A 12,971-nucleotide genomic window follows, 5' to 3' on the forward strand; every position below is an offset into this window, starting at 1 on the left:
CGCCTTAGCCGGCGCAGGAAGCGCTACCCGAGATGCCTAACCGTTTCAGCAAAAAAAAATGGGCGGAACGCCCATCTTCTTACTGGTGGTCGCACCTGAGCCGCACATTGAATCCGTACGCCCAGCGACTCCGCGATTATAGCGATTTTTGGCGCAAACGCCAAGCCAGCCGGTGAAAGCAGCGTTTCGACTGCATTTACGGGCCGAAAATGCGAAATCGGGCTGCCCGATCAACCGGCGCAATCCTGCCACACCGGACGTCGGTCATGCCGACTGCCATTCAGCGGCACGCGGCATATATACAGTCGAAATCAAAAAAAGCAACGCATCGTGCCGACAAAACCGGACGGATGCCGATCCTGCCGGCACGCCGGCGGCTTTGCGCCGCCGCATGCCGATACGCTTAGCGGCTGCGCGTGCGGCTGCGCTGCGGACGCTGCCCGCCGCGCGGGCCGCCGCTGTTGCCGGCGCCTTCGGGACGATTGCCGCCCTTGCCGCCGCCTCGCTTGCCGCCCGCGCCCTCACGCTTGGGGCCTGCGCCGTACGACGCGCGGTTGCCGTCGACATCACGGCCGCCGCCCGAGCGGTTGCCGTCGCGGCCACCGCCCGAACGGTTGCCATCGCGACCGCCGCCAGCACGGTTGCCGTAGCCCGACGGTGCGACCGGCAGGCTACCGTAGCCGCTCAGGCCCGGCAGGCCCGGCCCGCCGCGACGGCCACCGCCACGGCGCGGCTGGTCGAGCTGTCCGTGCGTCGTCAGCACCGGCTCGCGACTGATGAAACCCATCGACGTCTGCATCGGATCGGGCTGGCGGCGCTCTGCCTGGCCGGCACCGCCGCGCTTGCCCTTCTCCTCGGACGGCGCCTTCAGACCGACGGTCGCCATCAGCTTGCGCACCTGCGCGTCGTCGAGCTCCTCCCAGCGGCCGCGCTTCAGACCGCGCGGCAGCGGGATCGGACCGTGACGCGTACGGATCAGGCGGCTCACCATCAGGCCGGCCGCCTCGAACATCCGGCGCACTTCGCGGTTGCGGCCTTCGGCCAGCGCGACGTGATACCAGTGGTTCGTGCCTTCGCCGCCGCCATCGCGGATGCGCAGGAAATTGGCGGGGCCGTCGTCCAGCTCGACGCCGTGCAGCAGCTTCTGCCGATTGCCTTCGGTGAGCTCGCCGACCACCCGCACCGCGTACTCGCGCTCGACGCTGTAGCGCGGATGCATGAAGCGGTTCGCGAGGTCGCCCGACGTCGTCAGCATCAGCAGGCCTTCGGTATTGAAGTCGAGGCGGCCCACCGCAAGCCATTTCGCCGTCTTCATCGGCGGCAAGCGGTCGAACACCGACGGACGGCCTTCCGGATCCGCGTGGCTGACGATTTCGCCGGTCGGCTTGTGGTACAGCAGCACGCGCGGCGGCTTGTTCGGCAGCTTGCGCTTGACCGGCTTGCCGTTGATCCGCACCTGGTCGGTCGGCATGATGCGCTGACCGATGTGCGCGGGCTCGCCGTTCACCGACACGCGGCCGGCAACGATCAGCTCTTCCATTTCGCGGCGCGAGCCCATGCCCGCTTCCGCCAGCACCTTGTGCAGCTTCGGCGCGTCGTCGTCCGGCGACAGCACGCGCTTGTTCGCCGGCTGGCTGCGGCCGCGGCGCAGCATCGGCGCACGCACGCCGCTACCGCCCGCAGAGTTGTCCGCGTCGAATGCGGGCGACGTCACGTATGCAAACAGTTCGTCCTGGGACGCATCGCCTTCCGCCTTCGCCATACCACCCTCAGCCTTCGGCGCGCTGCCACGGCGGCCTTGGCCGCCCTGCGCACCCTGACCGCCCTTGGCCGCGCCTTCGCGCTTGCCGGGCGGCTTGCGGCTGCCCTTGGCGGCACCTTCCTTGCGCGGCGCGCGCGCGGGCTGCGCTTCGGCAGCCTCGGCCGGTTGCGCATCCGCGCCTTCACCGCCCTGCGACTCGCCTTCGGCGCCCTTCGACTTGGCTGCTGCGCGACGCCGCGCGATCAGGCTGCGCGGGCCTCGCCGCAGACCGCGGCGGGGACGCTCGTCGCCACCCGCGGCCGAAGCGTCCTGCTCCGGTGCATCGTCGGCACGCGCTGCCTGCACGGCAGGCGCGGACGATTCAATATCGTGGATATCTGTCAAAACAACCTCAAAATGTCAGGTCTCGCGCCCGGCGCGGGCGCGGCAAGAAGTTGGCCGCGTTCAGGCGCGACGCTGTTCGGGTTCTGCTTCGTCGTCCGGCAGCGCGTCGGCGCCGATGGGCGCACTGGCGCTTCGTACGGCATCGGCGAGACTGTCGGACGTGTCGTCCAGCATCTCGCCGTCCGCGGGACGGGAGCGGGAGGCGTCGGCATGGCCAGCCTCGCCGGGCATGTCGCCGGCCGCTTCCGCTCCGTCTCCGGCAGCCGCTTCGGCAGCCGGCTTGCGATCTTCCTCGCTCCAATCCGCACGCAGCGGCTCGGGCTGCACATCGGTCGGCACTGCTTCGGCGCCAACCTGATCCGCTTGTTCCGTTTGCCCGCGATCAGCATCGAGCGTATCGCGGTTCGGCATTTCCTGCGCCGACGCGACATCGCCCGGCAATTCGGCCAATTGGCCAGCGGACGCCTCATCCGCCTGCGCCTGCGGCACGCCATCCGCTGCGTCACCGGCTTGCGGCGCTCCATCGGCAACCGGTACGTCGCCGTCGAAGTCCATTGCCTGCTGCGCAAGCAGCGCTGCCTCGATGTTCGCGGCCGGCTCTTCGAGCGCCGGCAGGTCGTCCAGCGCCTTCAGGCCGAGATCGTCGAGGAACTGCTTGGTCGTCGCATACAGCGCCGGACGCCCCGGCACGTCACGATGACCGATCACCTCGATCCAGCCGCGATCCTCGAGCTGCTTGACCACCTGCGTATTGACCGTGACGCCGCGAATCTCTTCGATATCGCCGCGCGTGACGGGCTGCCGGTACGCGATGATCGCGAGCGTTTCGAGCACCGCGCGCGAATATTTCGGCGGCTTCTCGGGATGCAGGCGGTCCAGATAGTGACGCATCGCCGGCTTGCTCTGGAAGCGCCATCCGGTCGCCAGCGCCACCAGTTCGACACCTCGGCCGGACCAATCCTGTTTCAGATCTTCGAGCAACGTGCGGACCGTGTCAGCCGACACGCCGTCGGCAAAGAGCTTGCGCAAATCGCCGAGCTTCAGCGGTTCCTGCGCACAGATCAAAGCAGTCTCGAGGACGATCTTCGCCTCTTGGGTATTCATGCAGCTAGGCCAGACCCTGTGGTCAAACGAACCGGATCAACAAACAGACGAAAGGAACGGAAGACGCGCTCGCCCGATTCTGATCGGTCATATTGATGGGAGCACGAACCGGGGGCGGCGAACCAACTTCAGGCCAGGCCCAAACCGGACGGAACAGCACGGCTCAACGACGGAACCGCGTGACTGAGCGCCATATTACGCAAAATTGCCCTGTGCGTAAAGATGAGCGGATCGGCTCGCCGCCAGTGCGCCGCGCCCGCTCCGGCCCCGCTTCAACGGGCGGCCGCGCCGTGCGCGAGAAACCGGCGCAGCCGCTCGACGCCCGCGTCAAGTCGTGCCGGATCGCATGCGTAGCACCAGCGCACGAATCCCTCCCCCTCCGGGCCGAATGCCCGCCCGGGCGCGAGCCCGAGCCCCGCATCGCGCACCAGCGTCTTGCAGAACGCGAGACTGTCGGCCGCGCCCGGCAACCTCAGGAACAGGTACATCGCGCCCGGCGGAGGCGGCACCTCGACGCCCGGCAGTGTCCGCAGCGCGGCGACCAGGTGATCGCGCGCTTCGCGCAGCGCCGCGACGAACGACCGCACGAACGGCTCGCCGTCGCGCAGCGCGACTTCGCCCGCGGCCTGCACGAAGCCCGGCGCACACGACGTGTTGTATTCGACGAGCTTCGACAGATCGCCCATCACCGAAGCCGGTGCAATGAGCCATCCCAGCCGCCAGCCCGTCATCGCCCATGCCTTCGAGAACGAATTCACGACAACGACCCGCTCGTCGCGCGAGGCGATATCGAGGAACGACGGCGCGCCACCCTCGCCGAACGCGAGCCGCTCGTATACCTCGTCAGCTACCAGCCAGATGCCGTGACGGCGGCAATGGGCGAGCACGACCTGCTGATCCTCGTGCGACATCGTCCAGCCGGTCGGATTGTTCGGCGAATTGACCAGCAGCATCCGCGTATCGGGCGTCAGCGCGGCGAGCAGCCGTTCGACATCGAGCCGCCAGCCCGCGTCGCCATAGCCGAGCGGCACGCATTCGACCTGCGCGCCGAGGATCTTCGGAATCTCGACGAGATTCGGCCATAGCGGCGTGACCGCGACGACACGCTCGCCCGGGCCGACCAGCAACTGCGCGGCCAGCATCAGCGCGTTCACGCCCGAACTCGTCACGGCCACCGTGTCGGCCGCCGTCGCACCATGACGCGCGCTCACGTAGCCCGCAATCGCGTCGCGCAGCGGCGCAGTGCCGAGGTTGTGCGTGTAGAAGGTCGCGCCATCGCGCAGCGCCGCCGCTGCGGCGTCGCGGATGAAATCCGGCGTCACGCGGTCGGATTCGCCGAACCAGAACGGCAGCATGTCCGGCACGTCGAAGCCGGCGTTCGCCACCTCCCGGATCAGTGACGGACGCAACGCGTGCACCGCGGCGCGCGCCGCCGGCCCATCGGTCGCCGGGAAAAAATCTGCGGAATGCGTCATCGAGAATCACCGCCGAGGAACACGATCCGCGTAGTGTACCGGCCCGCAAGCCGGCCGCCCCGCGTCCGCGCACGTCAGTCGAGATCCTCCGCCCTCGCCGGCATCTGCCGCACGAGCTCCCAGATCGCCTGCGCCGCGGGCGACAACGACCTGTCGCGGCGACGCACCAGTTCGACAGTGCGCTCGGTGCGCGGCGTGAGCGGCCGCGCGACGAGTGTCGAGCCGGCCGGCAGCGGCAGAGACAGCCACGGCTGCACGCTCACGCCGACGCCGGCCTCGACGAGCCCGAACACGGTCGCCGAATGCCCGAGTTCCTGCATGACCGTCGCATTGACGCGATGGGCGGCCAGCGCGGCATCGATCAGCGGCCGGCTTCCCGACGCGTGATCGAGGAGCACCAGGCGCTCGCCGTCCAGCGCCGTCCACGGCACCTCGGAACGTGCCGCGAGCGGATGGTCGGCACGTGCGACGAGGCAGAACGAATCGGTCATCAGCGGTTCGCAGACGAGATCGGCGACCGTAAGCGGCCCGATCACGACGCCGAAATCGACTTCGCTCGACTTCACCTTGCGCAGCACGTCACTCTGCACGTCGTCTCGCAGGCCAAGCGTCACGAACGGAAACTGACGCTCGCACGATGCAACCACGCGCGGCATCAGCCTGCAGGCGATCGTCGGGCTCGCCGCGACGATCACGCGCCCGCGGCGCTGCTCGCCGATCTCGCGAATCTCGCGCAGCGTGTCGTCGAGATCGTCGATCAGACGCGACACGCTCGCGATCAGGTTCGCGCCGACGTCGGTCAGTTGCACATCGCGCGTCGTGCGGTCGATCAGCTTCAGCCCGAGCTCGGCCTCGAGTTCACGCACGCAGCGGCTGACCGCGGACTGCGTGAGCCCGATCTCGTCGCCCGCCCGACTGAAGCTCTTGAGCCGCGCTACCTCGATGAATACGCGAAGCTGGCGCAGCGTGACGTTCATCTCCTGACCTCATCAATCGTCGATATCAATGCACGATTTTAATGCGCGAATTCGGCTTCGATGTGCGAATCCGGCACCGGCCGCACATGTTTCGCTGCGGTGCAATACACACGCGAACGCACGCAGCACGGGCGAACTGCACAAGATTGGTGATTGTCCCGATTTGCTGGCGGGTTATTTTGGCGTCTTATACGCCCCTAGCTGACTTAGCCGTTAGCTCGCTGCCAAGCGGCTCTCGAGGGATTCGCCTCCGACGTGGCACGCTTCGTGCATTACCTGGCGCACAGGGCGTAGGTTTCGTCGGATGGAAAGGCAGAAACGCCGCTGCCGGCCAACCGGACGCCCCCACCCGGCACTCGACGATCGAGTGCTTGAAGAGTGCGCGGCGCAGGGCAGCGCACCGGAGTTAGCTTCGCTGAGGTGAGGACATGATGCTGTTCGACGATTTGAGAGATAACGAGTGGGCGCTGGTCGAGGGTCTGTTTTGCTCGGAACCTGCACGGAGTGAGCGGCGCGGCCGCCCCCGAGTGGAAGCGCGCTCGGTGGTGAACGCCGTGTTGTGGGTGCTGTCGACGGGTGAAGGCTGGTCGAAGCTGCCGGGCCGCTATCCGTCGCCGCCGACCTGCCGCCGTCGCTTCGACGAATGGCAGGCGGACGGCACGCTCGCCGAAATCGTGAAGCGACTCGGCACGAGCGGCCGGCAGATCTCGCTGCGCGGACGCATCGGCGCGAGCGCCGCGAAGCCGCCTGCACCGCCGAGCCGCGACCGGCTGCGCGGCGCCTTCTGGACCAATCCGGAATCCTGGCGCGCGCCCGTCAAGATGGCGTAACGAATGCTTGATCGGGCGGCTTCGGCCGCCCGGTTTCTATTTGCGACGCGACCTTTTCGCGACGCCGTTGTTGCCGTCGATTACCGCTGTCGTGCCGCGATACATCTATTTACCAATATTTACAGCAAGCCTGCACTCCCACGCTTACCTTAGCGATATATCAACAGGCCGCGTCGACGGCTTGAAGGGAGCCCCGCCATGAAATCAATGTCACTGCTCGTCGCATGCGGCATTGTCATTTCCCTGGCGCTGACCGCTCCAGCTCACGCCGACGATCGCGCGAAACCGCCTCATCGCCAGCAGGATCACCGCAATACCCTCCGCCAGCCGCCGCCCTCCGCCCAGCCCAGCCGGCAGACCGTGCCGCGCGGCGACTTGCGCGGCGACATCGCCAGCAATGCACGCGCACGCATCGGCTCGCAGCCGTCGGACTTGCCGCGTCATCCGTAGTCCTGCGAATTTCAGGATTCAGTCAAAGAAAATGCCCGCTTTCGGGAACTGCGCCGCATGCGACGAGTCACATCGTTGCCATGAGCACAGCGTGGCAACAGCAAAAGTATCCGGTACGCCCGTATCCTCGCGATACGGGCTTTTTTTTGACATCGGCGGCGCGCGGCGACGCCCGAGGCGGGATGGTCCGCTGCTACAGTCGGCTTTCGAGAATCGCCACGGCGCTCGCTTCGCTCAATGCGTAGTCGTCCATGCGGCGATCGGTCCAGGAAAGTAATTTCTCGTCGCGCTCGAGGCGCGAAAATTCGGCTCGACCGCTGTCGGTCAGTACGGCGATGTCCACCGGTGCGTGAAAACCCGGCGCGGGGGCAACGGTCTTCTGCCTGACCGTGTCCATCAGCCCGAGCGACCGGAGATACTCGAACACGCCCGGGCGGCGTGCCCACGGTACCTGGCGGTACTGCACTCGTCTCAATGCGTCGAGCACCGCTTCGTTGGAATACGTGGCCATCTCGATTCTTTCTTAAAGTGCAGCGACAATGCGAAGCGGTGCGCCGGGCAGGGTCTCCGCCCGCCGATACCGCCACCGATTCTGGAGGCCGACGTTCGGCGTCGCGTCAGGGCCGGATCGTCAGCCGTCCATAAAAAGACACCATACCCCAATCAAATTGATTCTGTTCGATTCATTTGTACTTCTCTTCATCTGTTTCATGCTCTGCCGCAAGCGGCGACGACTCATCTCGATCGCCGCCGTTGCGCTGTTCTGGCTGCTCGCCACGGGCTGGCTCGCCGCGCCGCTGATCGCGTGGACCGAGGCGGGCGTCGAGCCGGTCGAGCACCCCGACATGCACGGGCGAACCACGCTGATTCTCATCGGCGCCGGCACGCATCGCACCGACTCCGGGCTACGGCCGCCGCCCGATGGCGTCGCACGCATCCACAAGGTGACGGCGCTTTATCGCGCGTGCCGGCAGCAGGCCGACCACTGCACCGTGGTGATGTCGGGCGGCGACCCGCAGGGTCACGGCGAAACCGAGGCGGCCGTATATGGACGCCAGCTTGTCGCGGAAGGCGTCGCTCCCGCCGATCTCATTCTCGAGCCGAACAGCCGCACAACCTACGAAAACGCGAAATTCACTGCGTCTATACTACGCCCACAGTATGACGACGCGCGCATTCTCGTCACCTCGTCGTATCAGATGCGCCGCGCACTGCTCGATTTCCGCCGTTTCGGCATCGATCCGCAACCCGTGTATGCGAATCGCCGGCGCGCGCAAACGGGCTGGCTGCCGCGCTGGCGCAATGTGGCCAACGCCGAACAGGCACTGCACGAACTGGTCGGCATCGCACAGTTCCACGTCTACCGATGGCTCGGGTGGTTCTGACGACTGCGCGAAAACGGGAGCAGAAATGGCAGTGCCGCCCAGGATGGCAGGCGCGTGACGAAGTGCGCGAAGTGTTGCGCGACTTCAACGCGGCCTTGCGTCGCGCCAAGATCCGGTGCACATTGATCCGTCACTTTTGTTACACTCGACACGCACTCGATTTCAGTCGCCAGACAAAACGGCAAGATTCGGGTTCATCACCACTTAGCGGAGGTAAAGCAATGAAGAAGACGTCCCTGGCTATCCTGGTAGCGATGTCGGCGCTGACTGGCGCAGCGTATGCGCAAGAGAGCACGGAAATCAAGACCATTACCGATCCGGCAAAGATCTCCGAGATCGAGCAGCGCGCACAGGCGCTGCAGCAGCAGCAAGCGGCCGAAGCCGCTCAGCCGGCGATGCAGGAAGAGCATCACCACGGCAAGAAGGCTGCTCACCACAAGGCTGCTGCGAAGAAGGCCGGCAAGAAGGCTGCCAAGGCCGCTCCGGCAGACGCTGCCAGCCAGTAAGTTCGGCGGCACCGCACAAGCGAAAAAGCCGAATCCGGGCAACCGGGTTCGGCTTTTTTGGTTGCGGCGCCCGCGCGCTGTGCTAAAGTCGCGCACCGAAATTTTCCACCCGTGCGCACCCCGGTGCGGAGGACAGCATGAGCAACATTCAACTCGACATCGAGTGGACCGAAGCCGCCACTCGCCAGATCAAGCAACTGATGCCCCGCGGCTCGGCCGACGCGTTCCTCGCGCTGCCGCCGATCGAATGCCTGCCGATGGAGGGCGACGTGCTTTTCCTCGGCCCGCAAGGCAAGCAGCAACCGTTCATCGTCGCCGAGCGCCAGTATCATCACGACGGCGACGCCGACTGGACGATCATCCTGATCCTCGACGTACCCGGCACGTCGCACTGACGCGCTACTGCGACCGGACGCGTCCGGTCGCCCTACCGGGCTCAGACGAGCTTCGACAGTACGCGGATTTCGGAACTTTCGATCCAGTCCGCGGCCGCTTCGCGATAAGCGAGAATGTGCGCGGAACGCGCATGGGCAGCCAGCGCCTCCTCGCTCCTCCAGCGCTCGACGAATACGAACCGCGCGGGCTCCTTCAGGTCCCGGTGCAGGTCGTACTGCAATGCACCGGCTTCGTTGCGGGTTGGCTCGACGATCCCTTCGAGCACGGTGCGCAGTTTGTCCTCGGCGCCCGGCTTCGCCACAATCAGCGCCACGACTGCAATTTCCGCCATTCCCGCCTCCTTCATCCAGAAAAGTCCGAGAATACGCGAATCACGCATCGCGCATCGCGCCGCGCCAATGCGACACCGAACGACGACCCCAAAAAAATAGCCCGCGCTTCAGAGAAGCGCGGGCGAAACCGTCGCCCTACGAGGATAGGCGACGGGGCCATCGAGATCCGCACGCTGGTGCGGATCGTCATCAGTTGCGTCGGTGCTTGCCGCGCCGACATTTGAAGACATCGATACCGTTGATCCGGCGCTCGCGGCGCACTCCCGGCATCTGACGCCATCCTCCCGGCTCTAACGATTCCAACATATATAGCAGGTTGCGTGCCAGGTTTCGAATGCCGATCATTTCGTTGATTTATAAGGACAATTTTTTGTCGGTGACAATGTGACACCGTGTTCTGCCGCCGTAACGTACGGATGTTACGTAACGTCACGAGGAGGGACCGAACGTCTCACATAAGCGTACGCCGGCGAGTGGCCATGAAAAAAGCCCGCCGAATGGCGGGCTTTTCACTGATGCGGAGAAACGTCGGGATCAGCGGAGCTGATTCACGAGCAGCCCCATGATCTGGCGAGCCGGCGACGACGTGTCGATCGCCCCCGAATCGTCGACGACCGCGACGCGCGTCTGGTCGTCCGTGAGCGCCTTCACGTTGACGCGGTACTGCTTCGCCTGCTTTTCCTTCTTGCCGTGGAACAGCTGGCTCCAGAAGCCCTGCTCGGCCGAGCTCAGATCCTTCGGGTCGACATAGCGCACGAAATACAGGCCCTTCGTGCGATCGCGATCGTCGACCGTGAAGTTCGCACGATCGAGCGCGAGACCGACGTGCAGCCACGACCGGTCGTACGGCTCGCCAAGCGTAACTTCGGACGGCACGGCCGCGTCGGCCGCATCGTTGCCTTGCGCCGACGTGCGCGAAACGTTTTGCGCGGCGATCGCGGCGGCAGCCTTCGACGAAGCATCGGCGTCGGACTTCTTGTCCTTCGGCACCGCGTTGTCCTTGATGTTCGCGATCGGCGGTTCGCCGTTCTTCGCGCGCTGCTCGTTCTGCGCGAGCACGGCCATCAGCCGCTTCAGGTATTCGGCCTCGAGCGCCGGATCGTTAGGCTTCGGTTCCCACTTGCTCGAATCGTTGTTCGCGCCGGTGATCGCCTCGCGCATCCCCTTCTGGCTGATGAACACGTAGGTGCCGCCGTTCGGTGCCGAATCGAGACGCGTGCGGTACTTGTTACGCTCGGCCGTCACGTACGAGTTGCCCATCGCCTTCGAGATCACACTGCGGATCAGGCCGTCGTTGATCTGCGGATGGGTTTCGTTCCAGTCGGTCTCCATCACCCCCTTGTCGCGCTGGTCGACAACGAGCAGGAAGCCCTGCTCCTGCCAGAAACGACGCACCTGCGGCCAGATGGCGGCCGGCTGCTTGCCGTCGATCACGAGCCAGCTCTCGGTGCCGTCGCGCTGGATATGCATGCCGGCCACGGCCGGCGCGACGGTGTCCAGCGCAGGCGCCGCCTGCTGGACCTGCTGAAGCGCAGACAGGGAAGTCGCACCGCCCTGGGGCGGCAGCGAACGCTGATCGGCCGTCTCGTCGAGCATGTTGGGCGGCACTGCGAGCGACGCTTCCTTCGATTTCGAATCGCTCTTGTAGTCCACTTTCGTGGGCGACGACGTACCGCAACCGGCGACGAGCGCGCCAGTGGCGAGCACTGCAGCGAACCGCATGGTAAGACGAAGATCAGTCATGTTCGGGGAATCCTCTTCCGCTAAATCACGGCGCTTTCCGTGGATCAACCTTGCATTTTACCGGGGCCGCGCCGCGATGTGCAAAAAAGCGAGCGGCAAGAAAAAACCCGCGTCAGCTTGAACTGACGCGGGTTCTTGTCTGGTCGGGGCGAGAGGATTTGAACCTCCGACCACCTGCACCCCATGCAGGTACGCTACCAGGCTGCGCTACGCCCCGAAAGAAGAAAAGTATAACAGACACTTTTCCGATTTAGAATCGGGTCGCATGCATTTTGTGAATGTTCTTGTGAAATTTTTTGGCGTGACGGCACCGATACGGGTGGCGACGCACATGCCGGCGCAATCCGCGCCCCGACTACGCGGCGTCCGCATCGCCTTCACCGCTTGCGCGCAACGCAGATGACCGTCAGGCCGGCAACGCGGTTGAACCGGAACATCGGCAACTCGACGCGACAGATCATCTTGAGCAAGCCGTTGACGAGCGGATGGTGTCGGCGCAATTGCGACGCCGGCTCGCGCTCATGCCGACGCGCCCGTTCGCCCAGCCGCAACGCTGCCGCGAGCGGAAACGTGAGGCCGAAGTAATAGGCGCCGCGCTCGACGTCGAGCCCGGCGCGGCGAACCACATCCTCGAGACCGCCAAGCGTATACCTGCGCTTGTGCTCGAGAAAATCGTCATGGCCGCTCCAGAGGAACTGGAACGCGGGAACCGTGATCAGGAACCGGCTGCCCGGTGGCGCTCCCTTCACATATTGCGCCAGCAGCCCGACATCGTCGTCGACATGCTCGAGCACGTCCATCAGCAAAACGAGATCGGTATCGAGTCGCTCGACGGCCCGCCGAAAGTGGATGGGCTTGCCGGCCGTCTCCTCGTCCGCATCGGCGGCATAGCTCGTATCGACACACCACGCCTCCGTCGCCTGCGTGCGTTCGAGCAAGTACTTCGAGAAGAAGCCAGAGCCTGCACCGACGTCGAGTATCCGGTTCGCGCCCGACCCGCCCAGGAACCGACGGATCGCGCTCGCCTTCGACGCGTAGTACCAGTGATCGCCCGCACTCGCCCCCAATACGTCGACTTCCTTCAGATCCATGACGCTTCCCCGTGATGGCCAAGTGTTTTGATCCGGACAGCCATAAAGCTGATCTTACCTCGCCGTTGCCGCCGATCGTACTTGTCGACGCTGCACGGCCCGGCAACCCGCATTCGTCCCTAATCGAAAAAGACGATGGATGTTGGGGCATCGCTTCCGTCGGCACGCGGCGGCGACTCGATTGCGGGCGCGCCGGTCGCGACACCGCGGCTGGGGGCGGCGCCGAACTTCGCGACACGGGCGGACCCGACGGAACCGGCTATGTGACGACCGGCGGCACGACGTTGAACGCAATCCGGCAGCGCCTGCTGGCCTGATCGGCCCTGCGGGCGACCACGACGGGGCCGGATCGCTGGCTTGCTTCGACCGCCTCGGCCGTCGCTTCGCGAATCCGGTGAGAACCCACGCCGGCCAAGGCTGGCGACGGATTTGCCCGCGCACCGGAAAACACGTTGGCCGAAGGCTCGCACAAACCAAACGACCGTTTGATCCGGCCGCCCCGCCACCCCGAATCCATTGTCCCGCAGCCCGCCGGC

General features: G+C 65.5%; 13 protein-coding genes, 1 tRNA gene and 1 pseudogene. 6 read left to right on the top strand and 9 right to left on the bottom strand.

Going from position 1 to position 12,971, the window contains the following annotated elements:
* Positions 1-403 precede the first annotated feature (403 nt).
* The 4 genes from rluB to OEJ37_RS16450 form a co-directional block, all read right to left on the bottom strand.
* Positions 404-2,146, bottom strand: coding sequence for a 23S rRNA pseudouridine(2605) synthase RluB (rluB, locus tag OEJ37_RS16435; RefSeq protein ID WP_263344857.1), 1,743 nt, complete (start codon positions 2,144-2,146; stop codon positions 404-406).
* Between the two features lie 60 nt (positions 2,147-2,206).
* Positions 2,207-3,250 carry an SMC-Scp complex subunit ScpB gene (scpB, locus tag OEJ37_RS16440; protein WP_263344858.1) on the bottom strand — a complete coding sequence of 348 codons (1,044 nt, stop codon included), beginning with the start codon at positions 3,248-3,250 and terminating at the stop codon, positions 2,207-2,209.
* A 272-nt stretch (positions 3,251-3,522) separates the two neighbouring features.
* Positions 3,523-4,725, bottom strand: coding sequence for a pyridoxal phosphate-dependent aminotransferase (locus OEJ37_RS16445; RefSeq protein ID WP_263344859.1), 1,203 nt, complete (start codon positions 4,723-4,725; stop codon positions 3,523-3,525).
* 74 nt (positions 4,726-4,799) lie between these two features.
* A complete protein-coding gene (locus OEJ37_RS16450; protein WP_152863206.1) occupies positions 4,800-5,702 on the bottom strand; it encodes a LysR family transcriptional regulator in 903 nt (300 codons plus the stop codon).
* A gap of 431 nt (positions 5,703-6,133) precedes the next feature.
* On the opposite strand from OEJ37_RS16450, the pseudogene OEJ37_RS16455 reads away from it, so the two are divergent.
* Positions 6,134-6,529: pseudogene (locus tag OEJ37_RS16455) on the top strand (transposase); the annotation flags it as partial.
* A gap of 201 nt (positions 6,530-6,730) precedes the next feature.
* Positions 6,731-6,982: a hypothetical protein gene (locus OEJ37_RS16460; RefSeq protein WP_174421584.1), complete on the top strand. Its 252-nt coding sequence runs from the start codon at positions 6,731-6,733 to the stop codon at positions 6,980-6,982.
* Between the two features lie 193 nt (positions 6,983-7,175).
* Here the strand turns inward: OEJ37_RS16460 and OEJ37_RS16465 are convergent, their stop codons facing one another.
* A complete protein-coding gene (locus OEJ37_RS16465) occupies positions 7,176-7,493 on the bottom strand; it encodes a hypothetical protein (RefSeq protein WP_006495354.1) in 318 nt (105 codons plus the stop codon).
* Between the two features lie 157 nt (positions 7,494-7,650).
* Between OEJ37_RS16465 and OEJ37_RS16470 the strand changes: the two genes are divergently transcribed.
* The 3 genes from OEJ37_RS16470 (at position 7,651) to OEJ37_RS16480 (ending at position 9,268) form a co-directional block, all read left to right on the top strand.
* Positions 7,651-8,367, top strand: coding sequence for a YdcF family protein (locus OEJ37_RS16470; protein ID WP_174421598.1), 717 nt, complete (start codon positions 7,651-7,653; stop codon positions 8,365-8,367).
* Positions 8,368-8,588: 221 nt separating this feature from the next.
* A complete protein-coding gene (locus OEJ37_RS16475) occupies positions 8,589-8,873 on the top strand; it encodes a hypothetical protein (RefSeq protein ID WP_096470773.1) in 285 nt (94 codons plus the stop codon).
* A gap of 137 nt (positions 8,874-9,010) precedes the next feature.
* Positions 9,011-9,268 (top strand): hypothetical protein, encoded by a 258-nt coding sequence (locus tag OEJ37_RS16480; RefSeq protein ID WP_034184019.1) that lies wholly within the window; start codon positions 9,011-9,013, stop codon positions 9,266-9,268.
* Between the two features lie 41 nt (positions 9,269-9,309).
* On the opposite strand, the gene OEJ37_RS16485 is transcribed toward OEJ37_RS16480, so the two are convergent.
* From OEJ37_RS16485 to OEJ37_RS16500, 4 genes are all read right to left on the bottom strand, one after another.
* Positions 9,310-9,600, bottom strand: a complete 291-nt coding sequence (locus OEJ37_RS16485) for a putative quinol monooxygenase (protein WP_152863202.1) — start codon at positions 9,598-9,600, stop codon at positions 9,310-9,312.
* A 535-nt stretch (positions 9,601-10,135) separates the two neighbouring features.
* Positions 10,136-11,344 (bottom strand): outer membrane protein assembly factor BamC, encoded by a 1,209-nt coding sequence (gene bamC / locus OEJ37_RS16490; RefSeq protein WP_258281967.1) that lies wholly within the window; start codon positions 11,342-11,344, stop codon positions 10,136-10,138.
* Positions 11,345-11,484: 140 nt separating this feature from the next.
* A tRNA-Pro gene (locus tag OEJ37_RS16495) sits at positions 11,485-11,561 on the bottom strand.
* A gap of 160 nt (positions 11,562-11,721) precedes the next feature.
* The gene (locus OEJ37_RS16500) at positions 11,722-12,435 is read right to left on the bottom strand and encodes a class I SAM-dependent methyltransferase (protein ID WP_174421586.1); all 714 of its coding nucleotides are present in this window, start codon (positions 12,433-12,435) and stop codon (positions 11,722-11,724) included.
* Between the two features lie 14 nt (positions 12,436-12,449).
* Between OEJ37_RS16500 and OEJ37_RS16505 the strand changes: the two genes are divergently transcribed.
* Positions 12,450-12,752 (top strand): hypothetical protein, encoded by a 303-nt coding sequence (locus OEJ37_RS16505; protein WP_263344862.1) that lies wholly within the window; start codon positions 12,450-12,452, stop codon positions 12,750-12,752.
* Positions 12,753-12,971: the final 219 nt, after the last annotated feature.

It is taken from the genome of Burkholderia sp. BKH01, from assembly GCF_025685725.1.
Classification (GTDB): domain Bacteria; phylum Pseudomonadota; class Gammaproteobacteria; order Burkholderiales; family Burkholderiaceae; genus Burkholderia; species Burkholderia pyrrocinia_C.